This is a genomic window from Streptomyces sp. NPDC059256 (genome assembly GCF_042753785.1).
Taxonomy (GTDB): Bacteria; Actinomycetota; Actinomycetes; order Streptomycetales; family Streptomycetaceae; genus Streptomyces.
This window is the reverse complement of the sequence record NZ_JBHYZO010000017.1, coordinates 85,573-104,839: the sequence shown is the minus strand read 5'-3', so window position 1 is coordinate 104,839 and position 19,267 is coordinate 85,573. Positions and strand designations below refer to the sequence as shown.

The 19,267-nt window shown below is 69.1% G+C and carries 12 protein-coding genes; 4 read left to right on the top strand and 8 right to left on the bottom strand.

Translation table 11 applies throughout. The features are described 5' to 3' along the window. Window positions 1-48: 48 nt before the first annotated feature. The 3 genes from ACFXJL_RS27090 to ACFXJL_RS27080 all read left to right on the top strand — a co-directional run bounded on the left by ACFXJL_RS27090 (window position 49) and on the right by ACFXJL_RS27080 (window position 4,244). Window positions 49-1,776: a phytoene desaturase family protein gene (locus ACFXJL_RS27090; protein ID WP_384641139.1), complete on the top strand. Its 1,728-nt coding sequence runs from the start codon at window positions 49-51 to the stop codon at window positions 1,774-1,776. Window positions 1,777-1,798: 22 nt separating this feature from the next. Then, a complete protein-coding gene (locus tag ACFXJL_RS27085) occupies window positions 1,799-2,854 on the top strand; it encodes an MDR family NADP-dependent oxidoreductase (RefSeq protein ID WP_384696605.1) in 1,056 nt (351 codons plus the stop codon). 184 nt (window positions 2,855-3,038) lie between these two features. Then, complete coding sequence (locus ACFXJL_RS27080; RefSeq protein ID WP_384696602.1) at window positions 3,039-4,244, top strand: cytochrome P450; 1,206 nt, start codon at window positions 3,039-3,041, stop codon at window positions 4,242-4,244. Window positions 4,245-4,339: 95 nt separating this feature from the next. Here ACFXJL_RS27080 and entS read toward each other — a convergent pair whose 3' ends face one another. Then, window positions 4,340-5,563 (bottom strand): enterobactin transporter EntS, encoded by a 1,224-nt coding sequence (entS, locus tag ACFXJL_RS27075; RefSeq protein WP_384696599.1) that lies wholly within the window; start codon window positions 5,561-5,563, stop codon window positions 4,340-4,342. Between the two features lie 262 nt (window positions 5,564-5,825). Here entS and ACFXJL_RS27070 point away from each other — a divergent pair, with 262 nt between their 5' ends. Continuing rightward, a complete protein-coding gene (locus ACFXJL_RS27070) occupies window positions 5,826-6,479 on the top strand; it encodes a hypothetical protein (RefSeq protein ID WP_384696596.1) in 654 nt (217 codons plus the stop codon). Between the two features lie 101 nt (window positions 6,480-6,580). On the opposite strand, the gene ACFXJL_RS27065 is transcribed toward ACFXJL_RS27070, so the two are convergent. The 7 genes from ACFXJL_RS27065 to ACFXJL_RS27035 are packed head-to-tail and all read right to left on the bottom strand — an operon-like array spanning window position 6,581 to window position 19,232. Next, window positions 6,581-7,762 carry an acyl-CoA dehydrogenase family protein gene (locus tag ACFXJL_RS27065; RefSeq protein ID WP_358880411.1) on the bottom strand — a complete coding sequence of 394 codons (1,182 nt, stop codon included), beginning with the start codon at window positions 7,760-7,762 and terminating at the stop codon, window positions 6,581-6,583. A 25-nt stretch (window positions 7,763-7,787) separates the two neighbouring features. Beyond that, window positions 7,788-8,930 (bottom strand): acyl-CoA dehydrogenase, encoded by a 1,143-nt coding sequence (locus ACFXJL_RS27060; RefSeq protein ID WP_358880412.1) that lies wholly within the window; start codon window positions 8,928-8,930, stop codon window positions 7,788-7,790. Then, a complete protein-coding gene (locus tag ACFXJL_RS27055; RefSeq protein WP_329026692.1) occupies window positions 8,927-9,238 on the bottom strand; it encodes a phosphopantetheine-binding protein in 312 nt (103 codons plus the stop codon). Before ACFXJL_RS27055 ends, ACFXJL_RS27060 begins: the two co-directional genes overlap by 4 nt. A gap of 22 nt (window positions 9,239-9,260) precedes the next feature. Continuing rightward, window positions 9,261-10,835 (bottom strand): amino acid adenylation domain-containing protein, encoded by a 1,575-nt coding sequence (locus tag ACFXJL_RS27050; RefSeq protein WP_384696592.1) that lies wholly within the window; start codon window positions 10,833-10,835, stop codon window positions 9,261-9,263. Next, window positions 10,832-11,710 carry an alpha/beta fold hydrolase gene (locus tag ACFXJL_RS27045; protein ID WP_384696589.1) on the bottom strand — a complete coding sequence of 293 codons (879 nt, stop codon included), beginning with the start codon at window positions 11,708-11,710 and terminating at the stop codon, window positions 10,832-10,834. The genes ACFXJL_RS27050 and ACFXJL_RS27045 overlap by 4 nt, the downstream gene beginning before the upstream one ends. Next, window positions 11,707-18,951 (bottom strand): amino acid adenylation domain-containing protein, encoded by a 7,245-nt coding sequence (locus ACFXJL_RS27040; protein WP_384696586.1) that lies wholly within the window; start codon window positions 18,949-18,951, stop codon window positions 11,707-11,709. The genes ACFXJL_RS27045 and ACFXJL_RS27040 overlap by 4 nt, the downstream gene beginning before the upstream one ends. Next, window positions 18,948-19,232 carry a hypothetical protein gene (locus tag ACFXJL_RS27035; RefSeq protein WP_384696583.1) on the bottom strand — a complete coding sequence of 95 codons (285 nt, stop codon included), beginning with the start codon at window positions 19,230-19,232 and terminating at the stop codon, window positions 18,948-18,950. The genes ACFXJL_RS27040 and ACFXJL_RS27035 overlap by 4 nt, the downstream gene beginning before the upstream one ends. Window positions 19,233-19,267 lie beyond the last annotated feature (35 nt).

Here is a 19,267-nt window from a genome sequence, read left to right as displayed (position 1 = left end):
ACGGGAGAAGGGGAATCCGTGGCGCAATCGACGCGCGAGCGAGAAACGATGATCGTCATCGGAGCGGGGCTCGGTGGACTGTCCACCGGGTGCTACGCCCAGATGAACGGCTATCGGACTCACATCCTGGAGATGCACGAGATCCCGGGAGGTTGTTGTACCTCCTGGGAGCGCGGCGACTTCACCCTGGACTGCTGCATCAGCTGGCTGTTGGGGAGCGGTCCTGGCAATGAGATGCACCAGATCTGGTTGGAGTTGGGTGCCCTCCAGGGCAAGGAGATACGCCACTTCGACGTGTTCAACATCGTCCGTGACCGCGAGGGCCGGTCCGTGCATTTCTACTCGGACCCCGACCGGCTCCAGGCCCACCTCATCGAGATCTCCCCCGCCGACGCCCCCTTGATCCGGAAGTTCTGCAACCAACTGCGGGCGTTTCGCCGGTGCCTCGCGGTCTACCCCTTCCTCAAACCGGTCGGTCTCATGGGCAGGGCCGAACGCTGGCGCATGCTGGCCTCGTTCCTGCCGTACTTCAACGTCATCCGCACCTCCATCACCGTACTGATGACCCAGTACTCCGCACGGTTCAAGGACCCGCTGCTGCGCGAGGCATTCAACTTCATCCTCTACGAGAAGCACTCCGCGTTCCCGGTGCTGCCGTTCCACTTCCAGTTGGCATCGCACGCCAATCTCAGCGCGGGCGTTCCCGAGGGCGGATCGTTGGGTCTTGCCACCTCCATCGAGCAGCGCTTTCGCCGGCTCGGTGGTGAGGTGACGTACAACGCGAAGGTGGACGAGGTACTCGTCGAGGGCGACCGCGCGGTGGGCGTCCGGCTGACCGACGGTCGGGTGTACCGGGCGGACATCGTGGTCTCCGCCTGTGATGGTCACACCACCATGATGAAGCTGCTCAAGGGCCGCTACCTCAACGATGCCTACCGTCGGTTGTACACGGAGACGATCCTCGAACCGGGCATGGTCTTCCCCGGCTACTTCACCCTGTTCCTCGGTCTCAGACGTCCGTTTCCCGAAGGGGAGCCGTGCACGACGCACCTCCTGGACGACTCCTTGGCGGCGCAACTCACCGGTATCCGCCATCCGAGCATCAATGTGCAGTTCCGCAGCCTGCACTACCCGGAGCTGTCCCCCCATGACACCACGGTCGTCTACGCCACCTACTTCAGTGACATCGAGCCGTGGCGGGCCCTCGACGAAGGCCCCGAGCAGGCCAGTCGGCGGCGCGGCGGCCAGGAGTTGCACACCCTGCCGGTACGGCACGGACGGGGGTACTACGCGGCCAAACGACAGGCGCGCAACGCGATCGTGGGGTTCCTGGAGGACCTCTACCCGGGCATCGAGGACGCGATTGCGGTGCGCGACGTGTCGAGTCCGCTCACCCAGGTCCGCTACACGGGCAACTACGACGGAACGGTCCTCGGCTGGCAACCCTTCGTGGAGAGCGGGGAGACCCTGGAGGAGTTGGTCAAGAAGCACGGGCCCGGGGTGCCGGGGTTGGCGAACTTCTACCAGTCCGGGGTGTGGGCCACCACGGGTGGACTCATCAGGGCCGCGGCGGCAGGACGTCACGTCATGCAGTTCGTCTGCCGCGACGATCAGCGTCCTTTCACCGCGTCGGTGGACGAGAGCGGCCCCCCTCCGACCCATGTCGTCATCCCCGTGGGAATCCGCAGCGCCGCGCAGAACGGCGCCTCGGGTCCCCACGAAGCGTCGGGGCGGACGGAGCACACACGGGAGGCAGTGCCGAGGGGTGCGGAATGAGCCATGCGATCGAGGAGCCGCAATGAAGACCCAGAAATGGGTGGTCCGGGAACACATGGAGGGCGTTCCCGATGTGGAGCGTGTCTACGAGAAGGTGGTCGAGGACCTGGTGGTGGATCTCGCCCCCGATGAGATGCTGCTGCGGACGCTGTACGTCTCGGTCGACCCCTATCTCCAGGGCATCGCTCTGGACACTCCGCTCGGGGACCACATGGGGGCGGACTCCATCATGGAAGTGGTGGAAGCCGGCCCACGGGCCGCGCACGGGGTCGGTGACCTGGTGCAGGGCTTCGGCGGCTGGCGTACGCATCTGATCAGCACCGGAGCGGCCTCCCCCTGGCAGACGGGTCGCTTCCCGATGGTGTTTCCCGCGTACCGCAGGCTGGATCCGCGGTGGTACGACGATGCCCTGCCGCTGGCCACAGCGTTGAGCGCCCTGGGCGGACCGGGCATGACAGCCTGGGGGACACTGACCAAGTTCATGACGGTGAGACCCGGTGAGACGGTGGTGGTCAGCGGGGCATCGGGACAGGTCGGCTCGCTGGTGGGGCAACTGGCGAAGCGTGCGGGCGCACGGGTGGTGGGGTCCACCGGATCCGCTTGGAAGGCGGAGCGGCTTCTTGAGTTGGGTTTCGACGACGTCATCGAGTACCGCAGCGGCGACAGTGCCGACCGGGTGGCCGCGGCGCTGCGCCGCACCGCGCGGGACGGTGTGGACAAGTACTTCGACAATCTGGGCGGTGCCTTCACTGATGCCGTGTTCGCCCGGCTCAATGTCGGCAGTCAGGTCGCCGTCTGTTGGCAGTGGGCGACCCAGGTGGGGCGGGAGGACACGGGTCCGCGTCTGCTGCCCTACATCATGTTCCCTCGTGCGACGATCCGCGGGATCTTCTCGCTCGAATGGTTCACCGCCGCGAACTGGCAGGCGCTCCACACCGATCTGGGCAACAGGATCAGACGCGGTGAGGTGCGGTGCGACCACACCTTCCACCACGGTTTCGAGAGCATCCCGGGTGCGTACGCCAGCCTCTACCAGGACCAGCGCAAGCGGATGGGAAAGGTGCTGGTGGAGCTCTGACGGCACCTCCCCGCAACCGCTGCGGAGCAGGGCGGGTCCCTTCCAGACCGCGCGTCCATGCCGCTGCCCCGTCAGCCCGGGGCCACTCGCCCCTTCGCCTCCATCCGCCCGGGTGGTTCGCCGCCGTCCGCGCTGTGCAGACCGACCGCTGTTGCCCACCTCATCGTTGGGGCCAGGAGGAACCATGTCCACCGTTTCGAACGCCGACTCATGTCCCCACCGCTCCACCAAGCCGCCGATGCACCGCATCGACTTCGGTGAGGTGGGACCGCCCCGGCCCACCCGGCTTCCCGACGGCACACCGGCGTGGCTGGCCAGCCGGTATCCGGACGTACGCCAGGTGCTTTCCGACGCCCGGTTCACCCGTTCTCCCCTGTACGCGGCGGACGCACCGGCCCTGGCCGCCGCACCCGATCTCGTGAGCAACCCCGATCTGATGTTCAATCAGGACGGTGAGGACCATCTGCGACTGCGGGCCATCCTGCGCTGTGCGTTCACCCCGAGGGCGGTCGCCCGCTGGCAGCCCTGGATCGCGGCGATGGTCGAGGGCTGCCTCGATGCGCTGGCCGAGAAGCGACCACCGGTGGACGTGGTGGCCGAGTACGCCCTTCCCCTGCCCGTGATGGTGATCAGTAGGTTGATGGGACTCGATGACTCGGTGCGTCCCCAGTTGCGCCACTGGGCCGAGCACGCCTTCTCGGACGGCTCGCACGACGAGAAGGAAGTGTCGGACGTGTTGGCGGAGTTCTCCGCTTTCGGTGCCGAGTTGCTCGACCGTCGACGTCATCAGCCCGGGGACGATCTGGTGAGCAGTCTGGTCACCGCCGCCGACCAGGAGGGCGGCATCCCGGAGGTGCAACTGGTCCAGTTGGTGTGCGGACTGGTGGTCGGAGGTCACGACAGCACCATGACCATGCTGAGCAACACCCTGCTGTATCTGTTGGGAGAACGCCCGGAGGTCTGGCGGAGACTGGGGTCCGACGAAGGGGCGGCGGAGGTGCTGGCGGACCGGCTCCTGCATCTGGTGCCGCTCGGCGACGACCGGGGCAGTGCCCGTCACGCCACGGAGGACGTCGAGGTCGGAGGTGTCCTGATTCCCGCCGGATCCGTGGTGCTGGCCGACTGCTCCCTGGCCAATCGGGACCCGGACGTCTATCCACCCCGTCCCTTCGACGATCTCTTCGCACCACTGGAGCGGCCCACGCTCGCCTTCGGTGCCGGTCCGCACTACTGCCTGGGGGCGTGGCTCGCACGGCTGGAACTCCGGCTGGGTCTGCATCGCATCGCCGCCCGCTTCCCGACCCTACGGCTCGACGAGCCGGCCGACGCGGTGGAGTGGCGGCTGGGCTCCACCTCGCGCGGCCCCCGCAGTCTTCAGGTGAGCTGGTAGCACATCGATCGGCTTCCATCACCGGGACGGGTGGGCGCCGATGCCCCAACTCGGCTCAGCCCAGCTCAGAGCGACACCGCTCAGCTCAGCGCAACTCACAACGATCGCACCAACCTGCGCAGGGTGGGCAGGGTCATGGCCGCAACCAGGGTGCTCACCACTCCGATCGCCGCGTAGAGCACAAAGGTGTCACGGGGGGAGGCGACGGTGGAGATGCCACCGGCGACCGCGGCTCCCAGGGCGATCCCGGTGGTCACCTGTGCGGTCCACAGACCGGCGACCCTGCCGCGGAACTGGTCAGGCGTGTTCTCCTGCACGATCGTGAACCGCAGGACATCACCGGCGAGCCGGCCGATGCCGAACACGGCGAGCCCGACCAGGGCCCAGATGAGCCCTCCCCCGAGCCCCGTGGTGGCGAGTCCCACGGCCGACACCAGCACCGCGCCGATCGCCAGGGCTCCGGTTCGACGTACTGTGCCGGTCCAACCGCTGGTCAGGGAGCCGATCAGGGCACCGATAGCGGGGGCCGCGTAGAGCAGTCCCAGTCCTTCGGGCCCGACCTTGAGGACGTGCTCCCCGTACTCCGGCAGCAGAACGCTCCAACCCGACAGCACCATGGCGATCACACCGACGAGCAGCGCGGGACCCACGATGCGGTCGCGGGAGACGAAACGGATGCCCGCCCCGAGTGACTGGAGCACGGTTTCGCTCCGGGCGGCCTCGGTCGCAGGCATCGACGGCAGCCGGGTGAGACAGCTCACGGTGATCACCCCGGCGCCGGCGCAGACCGCGTAGTTCACCCAGAAGTCCGTGGCGGTGACGAGCAGTCCACCGAGGGCGGGGGCCGTTGCGGAGCCGAGGTCGGCCATGAGCGCGAGCAGGGCACCGGCTGCGGGGAGTTTGTCATGGGCCACCAGACCGGGCGTCGCGGCCATCAACGCCGTGCCCGACACACCGTCGGCGATGCCCTCGACCATCCCGCAGAGGTAGATCACCCACAGGTGCTGCTCGGGGAGGGCGGCGTTCACCGCGAGTACGGCGAAGGCCAGGCCGGCCGCGGAACGTGCGACGAGGATGACCCGCCGACGGTCCGCCCGGTCGGCCAACACCCCGCCGAGCAGGGTGCCCACGAAGGCTGCGACGCCCACTGCCACGCTGACCGACGCCACACCGACCGTGGAACCGGTGAGGGAATAGACCTGAAGCGGTACGGCGACCATGGCGAACCCCAGGCCGAACACGGCGACGGTACGGGCGATGAACACGTACCGGAACGCACGGCCCCGAAGCGGTGTCACATCCAGAACGAGACGTCCCACGTCAACGCACCGTCCGTCGGGGGCATGCGAGCGGCAGGGGCCGGTCCTCTGTCGCAGCGCCCGGTGTGTGTGCGCCCGTGCGGGTGCCGTGTTCGGCCGTGGGCACGGCGGCGCCGGCATCGAACGGCATTCTCTGCATGCCACCCCTCCTCGATGAAGTCAGAAGCACCCTACTTAATTGCGAATCCGATTCGCAATTATCGGGCGAGGTCAGAGCCCTGGTGAGAACCGGCCAGGCAGCGTGGACCACTACGCTGTCCCCGTGGTTCCCAAGACAAATCCCGTATCCCGCCGGCGCCCCGGACCGAAGCCCCGACTGAGCCGCGAAAGGATCGTCGACGCCGCTCTGGGGCTGGGCATCGAGCAGGTCTCGATCAACGCCGTCGCCAGCGCCCTGGGTGCGGCCCCTGCCAGCCTGTACCGCTATATCGACAGCCTCGACGACCTCCTGCTCTCAGCGTTGGAGAAAGCCTTCGCCAACGCCCCTCTCCCCGGTGGTGAGCAGGGGTGGCGGAACTATCTGGAGACCGAGGCCAGGACCCGTTTCGAGCTGCTCACCCGCTATGCCGGATTGCTGACGGACGGTGCAGCGGGGCTGGAAACGGCCGCTGTCAGACGGTTCGAGCAGTTGGTCCAGGGGCTGGTGCCGTTGGGGTTCGGCATCGATGACGCGGTGCTGGCCGTCGATGCCGTCCTCGATCTGATCCATGACGGGGCCGCGCAGATCGCGCATCTGCGCGCCCGTGGTCATCAGGAACCGGACGCCCAGCCCTTCGAAGCTCCTGAGGTCCGCGCGGCATTCCGACGTGTCCAGGACGCGCCGCACGAGCACCTCTGGCGCAAGCTGACGATCGTCCTCGACGGACTGGCGGTCCGGCAGGCGGGCGGGAACCCCTTGGCGCTCCCATCTCCCTGAGCCCACAACATGGCTCCGAGCGGCCCCGGGTCGTGTTGTCAGTGTCCCGCCTGTCTGTCCTGCGCGGAGGGGGCGCCGCCCCTCCCGGGGCGGCTGCTGGATCACCACTCAACGGTGTGCGCGTGGAACATGTTGAATCCGAGGGTCGCCTTGCCGATGTATTCGAGACACTCGTTCGGCTTCGCCGGCATCACCGCGCAGAAGGCGGATTCACGCAACAGTCGGCCCAGCGGCGCGCCCTGGCGCATGCCCGCGGATCCACAGATGCGCGCGGCACTGACCGCGAGCCGGGGGGCCACCTCTCCGAGCAGGTACTTGGCGGCGTGCACGGCGGTGTTGGCAGCCAAGGTGCCCCGTTGCTCGTCGACGAGCCCGGCAGCCGTGTAGGTCAGGGACCGCACGGCTGCCAGTTGGACCACCAGCTCGGCCAGCTCGGCCCGGACGACCGCGGAGTCGCGCCGTCCGGGCGCAGCCGCGACGAACTCGGTGGTGTAGCGGACAATGGCGCCGGCGATTCCGAGATAGGCGCCGAGATATCCGGCCACCATCCAGTGCGGCTCGCGCACGAGTTTGAACAGGGACACGCCGTCCACTCCGAGGAAGAGCCGTTCCTCCCCGAGGGCCACCTTGTTGAGGGTCATCGAGGCCGTCTCGGTACCGCGCAGGGCTATCCCGTCCCAGACGTCCCCGAAGGTGACGCCCGGGTCGTCCTTGGCCACCACGAAGTGGGACACCTCGTCGTGTCCGTCGGCGCCCTCCGGCACCGCGGCGACCACGTAGTAGTCGGCCACCCCCGCGAGCGAGACGAAGGACTTCCGTCCGTGCAGGACATAGCCGTCGCCGACCCGCTCGTACGTCGTGCTCAATCCGCGCAGTTTGGCACCCGAACCCGGCTCCGACGTGGCCGATGCGAACATCCTGCCGTTGCGGGCGACCTCCTCGAAGGTCCAGTCGCGAAAGCGCCGTGCCGGTTTCGGCAGATCCGCGTCGGCCGCCTCGCACAGCGAGCCGATGGCCACGTTGTGCATGTTGAACCCGAGCGCTGCCGCGCCGTCGCCGAGAGCCAACTCCTCCAGCACCTTGGTGTACTGGGTGAAGGACAGTGCGTTGCCGCCCGCCGATCGGGGCAGCAGCACGCTCAGCAGCCCGGAATCCTTGATGATCTGGTAGCTGGGGCGGGGGTCCGCGCCCGTGTCCACCGCGGCGGCGTGTTCTGCCAGCTGTTCGGCCGTGCGCCGGGCGAGGTCCAGGACCGAGGGCTCGGACGTCGTGCTGGTGTTCATGGCTCTCCCTGCTCGAAGGGGAAGGTCAGTTCAGGACGGGCAGGCCCAGGTCCCGAGCGACACCGATGCGCAGCAGGTCGTTGGGGCCGGCGTAGGTGGCGCTCGCCATCGGACCGAAGAGATCGGCGGTCAGACCGGTTTCCTCGACGAAGGACCGGACACCGCCCAACGCGGTGGCGTGCCGGGTGAATTCGGCGTAGTCCTGCGAGATGGAGATCTTGGTGAGTGCGGCATCGGTGGCCAGTCGTCTGGGCCTTTCGCCCGCGTCGAGCCGTCGAGCCATGCCGTAGAGGAGTTGACGGGACCGGAACAGGGCCAGGGCCATGTCCGAGATCCGTGCGGCGACCAGATGGCTGGCGCCCATCGGCCGGCCGAAGTGCACCCGGCCACGGGCCCAGTCGATCGTGCGGTCGAGGACGCGCTGCATGGGGCCGAGCGCGTACGCGAGGAGGAGGGCCCGCTCCCATGCCGTGGTGGTGGCGAGCAGCGCAAGGCCCGAGCCCTCTTCGCCGACCCGCTGGTCGCCGGGGACCAGGACGTCGTCGAAGTCGATCGCGCCCATGGGCACGTCGGGAAGGGGCAGCTTGGCGAACGGGGCGCTGCGCGTGACTCCCTCGGCGTGGAGGTCCACCAGGAAGGGGGTGAGTGCGAAGGGGTGTCGGCCCTCGTCGGTGCGCGCGAAGATCAGGGCCCGGTCGGCGACGGGTGCGGCAGTGATGAACGCCTTGCGGCCGGTGATGCGGTAGTCGCCGCCGGCTTCGCGCACGGCGCGCGTGGTCATCGACAGCGGATCGCTGCCCCCGCCGTCCTCGGTCAGCGCATGGCACAGCACCACATCGCCGGTGAGTGCGCCGCCGAGCCGCTTCCAGGCCGCTTCGTCGAGTACGGCGCGCAGGGGGAGTTGGATGCCGAAGATCTGTGAGGTGACCGCGTAGCAGATGCCCGGGGCGACCCCTGCCCTGCCGAGCCCTTCGATGTCGGCCACGGTGGCGGCCATGGGGTCGCTGGCGGCGGTGTCCATGGGGGTGGCGAGGAGCCCGAGGTCGGCCAGGGTCTTCCACTGGGTGCGGAAGTCGGCGCCCTGGAGGGCGTCCGTGACCCCTTCGACCCGTCGTTGTGTCGACTGCACCCGCTCGGCCCAGTCTCCGTCGAGTCCCAGGGCGCTCATCCGCGCACTCCGATGGAGCCGTCCTGGGTGTGCGCTTCGGCCTGGATCGCTCGCCACAGTGTCTGGGGGGTGCGGAAGTTGGCCGCGACGATCGCCCGTTCGGCGAGGGCTATGCCGTAGGCGCTCTCGACCACGGTGACGATCTTCATGATGGTGAGTGAGTCGAGCAGGCCGGACAGGAGGAGTTCCGTCTCGGGAGTGGTGTCGGGCGGTGCTTCACCGGTCGCCTCCCGCAGGACGTGGTCGACCAGTGCGCATACGCCTTCGACGCTGTCGGCGTACGCCTCTTCGGCAGTGGCGTCGTTCATGGGTTTCTCCTCGCTCGTTCGTTCAGGGCCGGGCGGCGAGTGCTGTCCGGTCCACTTTTCCGCGGTTGTTGAGCGGTAGTTCGGGGACGACCCTCACCTCGTGCGGCATCATGCGGCGTGGCAGCGCCAACGTCAGTGCGGCTCTGAGGCGTTGGTCGTCGAGGTCGTCGGTGACGGCGTACAGCAGAAGACGCGCGCCGTCCGCGTCCTCGGGGCCCAGGACTGCGGCGCAGGCTCGTACGGCGGGTACGGCCGCCGCCGCGCTCTCCACGTCGCCCAGGTCGATGCGATTGCCGCGCACCTTGACCTGGTGGTCGCGTCGGCCGTGCAGCCACAGTCGACCCTGATCGTCGCGGTGGGCGAGGTCGCCCGTGCGGTAGGCGCGTCGGGTCACGCCGTCGGCGAAGGAGAACGGCTCGGTCGGATCGTGCAATTCGCCGTCGATGAGGTACCCGCGGAACACGGTGGGGCCGGCCACGACGATCTCGCCCTCCTGTCCGGGCGTACCGGCGTCGGTGGCGAGGTCCACGTGGACCCCGTCGATGGCCCGGCCGATGGAGGTGCCGTCCGCCGCGCTCCAGTCCGCCTCGATGGAGGTGTAGGTGCAGACGTTGGTCTCGGTGGGTCCGTAGAGGTTCCACCAGGTGGAGTTCGCGAACTCGGTGAGGTATTCGCTCAGTGTCTTGGGCGGGAAGGGTTCGCCGGCGAAGGCGAGCACCCGGAGCCCGGGAACGGCGGCAGCGCTGATGCCGCCCCGCTCCCACAGGGCGCGGTAGAGCGTGGGGACGGCGTAGAGCACGGTGATGCGCTCGTCGACCAACCAGCGCATCACGTCCCGGGGGAACGCCTTGAGTTCTTCGGGGAGGATCACCGCGCACGCTCCGACCAGTGCGGCTCCGAAGAGGTCGAAGGTGGAGAGGTCGAAGGTGAGCGACGCCTGGGAGCCGATGCGGTCCTGCGGTTCGATCTGAAGGGTGTCGGTGGCCCAGCGAACGAAGTGCAGCACGTTGTCGTGGGTCAGCAGAACGCCTTTGGGCCAACCGGTGCTGCCGGAGGTGAACAGGATGTAGGCGTCGTCCGTCGCCTCGCGGTCCTGTGGGGCGAGGGGGTGGAGGGTGAGCCCTCCGGACAGTTCGAGGTGGCGGGTTCCGGGTCTGTCGATGAGGTGCTCGGCGGCCCGTGCGCCTGCTCCTGGCACGGTGATCAGGAAGTCGAGCCCGGCGTTGTGGGCCGCTCGGGTGATGCGTTCCGCAGGGTCGGAGCAGTCCAGCGGTGCGGCCACCGCCTGGGCGCGCAGCACGGCGTAGAGGGCGGTGACGGCGCTGTTCGACTTGGGTACGAGGACGCCCACCCGGTGTCCCGGGCGTACCCCCAGCTCGTGTAATCGGGCGGCCAGGGCGTTGACCTCGGCGTTGAGCTCTGCGTAGCTCGCCGTTGTGTCGATGTCGCCGATGGCCTGTGCGTCGGGGGTGCGGCGGGCGCTCTCGGCGAGCAGTCCGTCGATGCGGGTCAGCGCGATGGGCACAGACGGCGCAATCGGCTCGGTGTGCGCGGTGGATCGTTCCTGGGCGTCGTCGCGCGGTTGGTTGCGGTTCACCGGGTTCCCACCCGTCCTCCTTCGGTGGCTTCCGGGGCCGGTGTCTTCTGGTGTTCTGCGAGGAACCGCAGGATGCTCGCGTTGACCGCGTCGGGGCGCTCCAGATATCCGAAGTGCCCGCAGTCGGCGATCTCGGCGTACTGCGCACCGGGTACGGCGTCGGCGACTTCCCGGCTCAACCAGGGGGGAATCATCAGGTCGTCCGCGAATCCGATCACCAGAGTGGGAACGGTGATTCGTTCGTAGGCGTGGCGTCGGTCCTGTGAGTCGGCGAGTTGGACGGCGTACTGGGCTCGCACGCCGTCGGTGATCGGGGAGCCCGACGCTTCGAACACATCGAGCCAGTCCCGTACGGCGACGGCGTCGCGCAGTGTCCTGGGCGACAGGTTCTGGAGTGCGGTGATCGCCGCGTGGAAGGCGGGTGGCAGTACCGTCTTCTGGTCGTGGAGGGCGCACTGGCCCGCCGTGAGCAGGTCCTGGACGGGCTCGGGCCTGGCGTAGGCGCCCATGGCGACGAGCTGCGTGACCAGGTCAGGTCGGGCGAGGGCGACTTCCTGGGCGATCCGGGCGCCCAGGGAGGTGCCGATCACCACGGCGGGGCCGTCGTGGACGTGGGTGATGAGCCCGGCCACGTCCTGGACCATGTCGGTGAGGGTGAAGCGGTGCGATGCGGCGGTGGGCGGCGGTCCGTCGTCGGGGTCGATCCCGCGGTTGTCGAAGGTGATCACCCGGTAGCCGGCCTTGACGAGTGCCGGGACCTGGTGCAGTTGCCAGACCCGTCCGGGGCTGCCGGTGCCCATGACCAGCACGGCGGGGCGGCCCGAGCCGTGTTCGGTGTACGTCAGTCGCCGGCCGTTGATGATCGCAGTGGTCACGAGAGCCGTCCTTCGCCGCCGTCGATCCGATCCGTGGCGCCGTCGATCCGGTCCGTGGCGCCTTCGGTCTGTTCCATGGCGCCTTCGGTCTGTGCCGTGGCGGTCCCGGGCGGTGGGGGGAAGAAGCCTGCCGCCATGAAGTGCCGCACATAGCGCGCGAGCACCTCGGGGGTCACGGGCGGGCAGCTGAATCCCGAGGGTGCGAGGTGGGCCAGGGCCCGGTCCTGCCCGACGCGTGATTCGGTGTGGTCGCCGTCGTACTTGGCGTGGTGTTCGGCCAGCAGCACGGCCTGGGCGAGCGAGTCGTCTCCCCGCTCCGCCCCTTCGATGGCCTCGCGGTCGAGCCTGTCCCGCCATTGGGGGAAGGGTACGACGGGCAGTTCGTACCCCTCCGTGCGCAGGGCGTCGAGGATGTCGACGATGGCGATCGACTGGTCGTTGACCAGGTGGTAGGTGCTGCCGGGGGCGTCCTCGACGGTGGCCAGTCGGACGATCGCGCCGGCCACGTAGTCCACGGGCGCCATGGTGATGCGGTCGCGTTCCAACTGGGGCGCCTGCCGGAGCAGCACCATGGCGCGGATGAAGTACCAGAAACCGTTGCCGGTGCTGCACATTCCGGTGGCGCTGTGACCGCTGATCCGGCCCGGGCGGTGGATGGTCGTCGGGATGGATCGTTCCGCTGCGGCCCGCATGAACTCCTCGGCCACCCACTTGCTGCTCACATAGCCGTTGGTCAGCACCTCGTCGGCGCGCAGCCTGGTGTCTTCGGCGATGACGGGCGGATTGGCACCGGCACGGACCGCGACGGAGACGGTGGAGACGAAGTGGACGTGTTTGACCGTGCCGGTCGTGGCGATCCGGAGTATCTCCCGCGCGCCGTGCACATTGGTCTGCTTGACCATGTCGTACGGTTCGACGTCGTTGACGGCCGCGCCGTTATGCAGGATCGTCCGGGTCTCGGCGCAGATGCGTTCGTACCACTGGGGGGTGACGCCCAGTCGGGGCTTGGCTATGTCGCCGGGTATCGCGACGATCCGTTCGGCGAAGCGGTCCTCCCAGATGTGGTAGCTCTCCATCGCGCTGCGGATGCGTCGGGCTGCTGCCGCCTCGTTCTCGGCCCGCACCAGGCACAGGACCTGGGCCGAGGTCTCCTTCAGGAGTTCGGCGATGAGGAAGGAGCCGAGGAATCCGGATGCGCCGGTCAGCAGTACGGTGCCCCAGCCCTTGGCCGCGGACGGGAGACCTACCCCGGTGATTGATTCGTCCAGCACGGCATCGGCGACCAGTACGGAGGCCGTGTGCTCCACCCGGGGTGCTCGATCGTCGGTGTCGTCGGGTTCGTCGGGGTCGTCGCCGCCGATGAGTGCCGCGAGGAGTGCGGGAGTCGGCCCGTCGTAGACCTGGCGCACCGACATCGGTGTGTCCAGGGCTTCGCGCAGTCGGCCCACCAGGCGGACCACGAGGAGGGAGTGTCCACCGAGTGCGAAGAAGTCGTCGTCGCGGCCGACGGTGTCGATGGCCAGCAGGTCCGCGAAGACCTCGGCCACGGCCGTTTCGGTGGGCGTCCTCGGGAGGTTGCGTTCGACGGGGGCGGCGGCGGCCGGTTCGGGCAGCGCGGCCACATCCAGCTTGCCGTTAATCGTCAGCGGCAGCCGCTCCACCGGTGTGAGGGTCGCGGGGACCATGTACGGGGGCAGTAGGTCCGCGAGGTGCTCCCGCAGTTCGGCGACGTCGATCACCTCCGGCGTTCCGGTGACCGTCGGGACGACGTATCCGGCGAGCCGTTCCGTCGTTCGGCCGTCGGGCCCACGGGTCGGGACGACGGCGGCCTGGGCGACGGTGGGATGGGCGACCAGGGCGTTCTCGATCTCCGAGAGTTCCACCCGGTAGCCGCGGATCTTCAACTGGTTGTCCGAACGGCCGAGGAAGTCAATGCCTCCGTCGGGTCGCCAGCGCGCCAGGTCCCCGGTGCGGTACATCCGTTCTCCGGGGCCGCCGAAGGGGTCGGCGACGAACCGTTCGGCGGTGAGCGCGGTCCGGCCCACATAGCCGCGGGCCAGGCCCACTCCGGCGAGGTAGAGCTCACCGACCACTCCGACGGGAGCGGGCAACAGGCCGTCGCCCAGGATGTACGCCCGGGTGTTGGAGATGGGACGTCCGACGCTCGGGGTGGTGCTGTCGGTGACGTCCGCGCCCAGGGCGTTGATGGTGTACTCGGTGGGTCCGTACAGGTTGTAGCCACCGACCCCGGGGGCTTCCCGCAGGCTGGTCCACAGCGCGTCGCCGACCGCTTCCCCACCGAGCGAGACGAACACCACCCCGGCGCCGTCGCCCTGCCCGCGCGGCCGTGGGCGTTCCAGCAGACCGTGGTCCACGAGGTACTGACCGTAGGTGGGGGTGACGTCGAACGCATCGATGAGATGGCGGTCGAAGTAGTCGATGAGGCCGTCGGGATCGCGCCGGAGATCGTCGTCGAGCACGTGCACCTCATGGCCGGCCAGCAGCCACAGGAGCTGTTCCCACGAGGCGTCGAAGGAGAAGGACGTCGTGTGGGCGATGCGCAGTCGGCGTCCGCCCTGTGTCTCAAGGACCGGGCGGAAGATCTTGTCCTGGTGGTTGTGGAACATATTGGTCAGACCCCGGTAGGGCACCGCGACACCCTTGGGCGCACCGGTCGAGCCCGAGGTGAAGATGATGTACGCAAGGTGGTCGAGGCCGTAGGGCCTGGCGGGTAGCGGTGGGGTCGCCGGGTGCGCGGCCAGTTCGGCGCGGACGTCGGGGTCGTCGACGGCGATGACCTGGAAGTCGACCGCGCACTCCTTGGGCAGCGACTCGGCCAGGGAGCGGGTGGTGAGGACGGCTGAGGGTTTGGCCTGTTCCAACATGGAGCGCATCCGCCCGGTCGGGGTGTCCCCGTCGATCGGAACATAGGCGGCATGGGCCGCAAAGACGCCGAAGAGGGCTTCGACCATCGACTCGGCGCGCGGCAGCAGCAGCGCCACCCGGTGTTCGGGGCCGACCCCGTGGGAGAGGAGGAGGTGGCCTATGCGGTGCGCTGCCGCGGCGAGTTCCGCGAAGGACAGGGTGGTCTCGCCCGCGACGAGGGCACGGGCCTGCGGTGTGCGTTCGGCCTGCCGGGTCAGCAGATCGCTCACCGAGAGGTCCGAGATTTCGGCCCGGGTGGCGTTGTTGGTTTCGAGCAACTGCCGCCGATCGGCGTACGAGAGCAGATCGAGCCGGTGGAGCGGCAGGTCCGGAGCGGTGGTGAGCAGCTCCAGACAACGGACGTACCGGTCGAACAGTGTGCTGGCCGCGGTGTCGTCGTATGCATCGGTCCGGTACATCAGCCGCAGGGCGATCGAGTCGGACTCGGGTGTGACGGCCATGCTCAGCGGGTAGTGCGTGGCATCCCGTACCGAGGCGCCGGTGCGCCGCAGGTCGCCGTCCGGGCCGAAGCGCTCGTCGGGTGACTGCCGCGGCAGGTTCTGCACCACGAAGAGGGTGTCGAACAGCGGGTTGTGCCCGGCGAGTTGTTGCAGTCGCGACAGGCCGGGGTGCGAGTGGCGCAGTTGGAGGGACTTTTGGCGGTGGAGCCCGGCCAGTGCGTCGCGCACGGATGTGCCGGGCCTGGCGGCGACCCGGGTCGGTACGGTGTTGAACAGGAGCCCGACCATGGTTTCGATGCCGTCGAGCTCGGGCGGGCGGCCCGAGACGACACTGCCGAACACCACGTCGGACGAGCCGCTCATCCGCATCAGCAACCCGGCCCAGGCCAGCTCCAGGACCGTGCTGACGGTGGTTCCGGTGGCCCGGGCGAGTACGGCCACCTGTTCGATGAGGTGTGCGGGGAGTTGGCGGCTCTGCTCGCCTGTGTGGTCCGCGGTGGCGTCGACTCCTGGTGCGTCCCTGGCCAACAGGGTCGGCTGGGCGTGTTCCAGCAGTTCGCGCCAGGCGTTCTCAGCGGCGTCGGGATCCTGCTCGCTGAGCCAGGCGAGGAAGTCGCGGAACGGACGCGGGCGGGCGACGTCGGCGGGGTTGGTGTAGAGCCTGAGCACCAGATTGAGCAGCAGACGGATGGACCAGCCGTCGACGAGGACGTGGTGTGCGGTGAACAGCAGTCGGTGTTGATCGGGCGTGAACGACAGCAGGGCGAACCGGGCCATGGGTGGGCGGGCCGGGTCGAAGTCGGCGTGGTACTCCTCGTCGGCGAAGCGCTGTGCCGCCTCGTCGGTGGCGGAGCGGGCCGCGTCGGAGAGGTCGAGGTGGCGCCAGGGGATGTCGATCCGTTCCGGGATGACTTGAACCAGCCGCCCGCCCAGGTCGGCGTAGCCCGCGCCGATGGTGGGGCAGAGTTCGAGGGCCGCGGCGACGGCCTGGTGCAGCCGTTCGACATCGAGCGGACCGGTGAGCTCCAGGGACGTCTGGGAGGTGTAGACGTCATCGGCCTTGTCCTGTGCGCTCAGCAGGTGGAAGAGCAGGCCCTCCTGGAGCGGGGACAGGGGGAGGACGTCGCGCAGCGGGCCGAACGTGCCCTCCAGGGTGCGGTGTTCGGCCGCCGTGAGGGGCACCAGTCGGGAGGGTTGGTCGGGCGTGGACGGGGTGGGAGTGGCGAGGACGCATGCGTGCAGCGCGCCGGCCCAGCGGTCGAGGAGCTCGGTGCCGGAGTCTTCGCTCTCGGCGGCGACGGTGATCACCGCGCGGCGTACTCCCCCGCCGAACTCCCATCGGACCGCCAGATCGGGTCCTTCGGGTGGGAGCGCCACGGCCGTGGGAGTGCCAGCCTCGTCGCCGGGATCGGTGATGGTGATGGTGAGGCGCAGCTCTGGTTCCGGTGCTTCGTCCAGTGCGCCTGCGGTGTGCGGGCTCACCTCGCGGATCAACTGGTAGCTGGTGGCGTACACGGAGTCGATGGGCGTGAGCGCCGCGAGGAGTCGTTCTCCGTCCGGTGTCCGCTCGCCCTCGGCGTACTCCGGCAGGAGTACGGGGAAGACCCGTCGGCACCGTCCGGCGCCGACGGCGGGATGACCGTCCCGATCCGGCTCGTCGACCCCGATGAGGACGGCGGCTTCCGGGCGCAGGGCGGGGCGAAGGGCTGCGAGGGCTGCGTCGCGGAGCGCGCTGGTGCCGAACCGGCCGGCCGAGGGCGGTAGCTCCACGGTGCGCGCCATGGGTGTCCGCCCGGGCGGAGCGGGTGGCGGGGGGTTCGTGGCGGCTGCTTCGAGCAGGTCGAGCCAGGCTTCGGCCCGGTCGGCGAGTCCGATGTCCTCGGCGAGTGCTGCGGTGCGCTCCAGGTAGTCGAGATAGCTGGCCGCGGGTCGCTCGACGTTCGGCCGGCCGGCCGATGCGGAGCCGGCGTCAGCGTCGAAGCCGGAGCCGGTCTCGTTGTGTTCCGTGCCTGCGGCGGCCAGTGGTTCACGGATCGTGTCGAAGGCCGCCAGGAGCGCGCGCCACGACTCCTCGTCCACCCAGGTGGTGGGTGCGGTGAGGGTGAGGGTGGGGGCGGGGCCGCCCGCTCCCTGGAGTTGGGCGCTGAACCGCCGGTCATCGAGGGTATCGCTGAGGACCGGGCGCTCCAGTGCTTCTGCCGCGTCACGGATCCGCCACTGCCCGGCCTCGCCGGTGAGCCGTAGGGCGTCATGTCCGGCCAGCAGGGCGTACACGGCTGCGGCCACCGGTTCGGCCGGTGTGCCGGGCAGGAGCCGTACGGTGCGTGATGTGGTGGCCGTGGACGAACGGGTCGGCCCGTCGACGGACTGGGACACCACCGCGGCGATCTCGGACCCGCGGGGGGTGAGCTCGCAGGGGGTGAAGTGCGCCAGTTGGGAGAGGCGGAGCCTGGGGTGGAAGGCGACCTGGCCCAGTACGCCGATGACCGCTTCCAACAGTCCGCGTGCCGTGTCGCTCTCGAAGAGATCGAGGGAGTAGAGGACGGAGACACCCAGCGGGCCGCCTTCGGGGCGCTCGTGAATGGCGAAGGTCAGATCGAGCTTGGCCTGGGTGTGCGTGGGTTCGACCACATCGACGCCGACATCGCCCAGTTGGAGGCGGGGCCAGGGGCGGGTGGCGGCGATCATCACCTGGAACAGCGGGTTGCGCGCGGGCGAGCGCGGCGGATTGACTCGCTCGACCACCCGTTCGAAGGGGATGTCACGGTGTTCCAGTGCGCCGACCATGGTGCGTTGGGCGCGCTGGAGGAGTTCATTGAAGTCGGGGTCGTCGCCGAGGTCGGTCCGCAGGACGACGGTGTTGCTGAAGAATCCGACGACGTCGGAGAGTGCGGAGTCCGCCCGTAGGTCCACCGGTGTGCCCAGGGGGATGTCGGAACCGCAGCCGCTCTGGCTGAGGGCCACCGAGACGGCGGCCTGAAGCAGGATCAGAGGGCTGATCTGATGCCGGCGGGCCAACCCCACCAGGGCAGCGGAGAGTTCCGGGGCCAGCCACCTTCGGTGTTGTGCTCCCGCGAAAGTGGCCTTCCTTCCCCGCGGACGGTCCAGAGGAAGGGGCAATTCGGCTTCGAGTCCGGATAATTCCCTTTCCCAGTAGTCGAGTTGGGCTGTGTGCAGGCTCCCGGGGTCGTCCGGCTCGCCCAGGTGTCCGGTCTGCCAACGCACATAGTCGATGTACCGGATGGCCGGTGCCGTCCCGGGTGGTGCGGTGTCGCCACGGAAGCTGTGTTCGATCTCGGTCAGGACGGTGGGCAGGGAGCCGCCGTCGCCCGCGATGTGCGGCAGGGTCAGGACCACGGCCACCAGTTCCCCGGCCTGCTGCACCAGGAGCACCCGCAAGGGGCTATCGACCGCCAGGTCGAAGGGCTGGGCCTGGACCCGGCGGGCCAGTACGTCGATCTCGGCCGCGAGGTCCTCCACCGAAGCGTCGAGTTCGGTCGAGATGATCTGCGCGGGGTGCTCGTCGTGGATCACCTGGTAGGGCTCGCCGTCTTCACCCATGTGGTACGTGGTGCGGAGGATCGCGTGCCGGTCCACCGCTTGGGCGAGCGCCTTGGTGAGCTCTCCCGCCGAGAGGGTCCCCTCGGGGTGAAGTTTCAGACAGATGTTGTACGCCGTGCTGTTCTCGTCGAGTTGCTGGTGGTACCACATGCGTGCTTGCGAGGGCGACAGGGGAGCCGGGCCGTTGTCCGTGCCCGCCCGGACCCGCCCGAGGGCGAGTGATTCCGGCGAGTCGAGCAAGCCGGCCCGGGAGAGCATCTGCTGCAAACGTCGCTGCTGTTCACGAGCGGTCACGAAATCTCCTGCTCCTGCGCCATCGGGGTGATCTCCTCGTCCCGGTGATACGGGGCGAAGGGCTTCGCCCCTGCGTACGGGGACTCTCCTGCGTCGGCGGAGCGCCATTGCCCCTGGGTGAGTGGCCGGGCGTCCCGCGGCAGCGCCGTCCGCACGGGTCGGTGCGCCGCCGTGGGGTGGGTCGTGCCCGATCGCCCGGGTCGGGCGACGACCTCGGGGGGAGCGCCACCAGGCTGCTCCCTGCCCGGCATCCACGGACCGTGGACAGCTCCTGTTCGCATGTTCGTCTTCCTCCTGTTCGCGAGCGGTGTGCCGT

Bases quoted from the DNA above. Each gene is read 5' to 3' on its own strand.
- ACFXJL_RS27035 (WP_384696583.1), bottom strand. From the start codon at position 19,232: ATGCGAACAGGAGCTGTCCACGGTCCGTGGATGCCGGGCAGGGAGCAG.
- ACFXJL_RS27080 (WP_384696602.1), top strand. From the start codon at position 3,039: ATGTCCACCGTTTCGAACGCCGACTCATGTCCCCACCGCTCCACCAAG.
- ACFXJL_RS27055 (WP_329026692.1), bottom strand. From the start codon at position 9,238: ATGAACGACGCCACTGCCGAAGAGGCGTACGCCGACAGCGTCGAAGGC.
- ACFXJL_RS27090 (WP_384641139.1), top strand. From the start codon at position 49: ATGATCGTCATCGGAGCGGGGCTCGGTGGACTGTCCACCGGGTGCTAC.
- ACFXJL_RS27060 (WP_358880412.1), bottom strand. From the start codon at position 8,930: ATGAGCGCCCTGGGACTCGACGGAGACTGGGCCGAGCGGGTGCAGTCG.
- ACFXJL_RS27085 (WP_384696605.1), top strand. From the start codon at position 1,799: ATGAAGACCCAGAAATGGGTGGTCCGGGAACACATGGAGGGCGTTCCC.
- ACFXJL_RS27065 (WP_358880411.1), bottom strand. From the start codon at position 7,762: ATGAACACCAGCACGACGTCCGAGCCCTCGGTCCTGGACCTCGCCCGG.